The 363-nt window shown below is 63.9% G+C and carries 1 protein-coding gene; it reads left to right on the plus strand.

Going from position 1 to position 363, the window contains the following annotated elements; all coding sequences use genetic code 11:
- The coding region (locus EN943_RS37460) for a collagen-like protein (RefSeq protein WP_164778630.1) at window positions 1–363 on the plus strand (363 nt) is incomplete at both ends.

The raw sequence follows: 363 nt of genomic DNA on the forward strand, positions 1-363 counted from the left end.
CTCTACTGGGGCAACAGGTTCGACCGGATCGACCGGAGCAACCGGCTCGACCGGCGCCACAGGAGCAACCGGTGATACTGGAGCAACAGGCTCTACTGGGGCAACAGGTTCGACCGGATCGACCGGAGCAACCGGCTCGACCGGCGCCACAGGAGCAACCGGTGATACCGGAGCAACAGGCTCTACTGGTTCGACCGGAGCAACCGGCTCTACCGGCGCCACAGGTGCAACCGGTAATACCGGAGCAACTGGCTCGACCGGATCGACAGGTTCGACCGGCTCTACTGGGGCAACAGGTTCGACCGGATCGACTGGAGCAACAGGCTCTACTGGAGCAACCGGCTCGACCGGTGATACCGGAGC

It is taken from the genome of Mesorhizobium sp. M7A.F.Ca.US.006.01.1.1, assembly GCF_003997935.1.
In the GTDB taxonomy this organism is placed as follows: domain Bacteria; phylum Pseudomonadota; class Alphaproteobacteria; order Rhizobiales; family Rhizobiaceae; genus Mesorhizobium.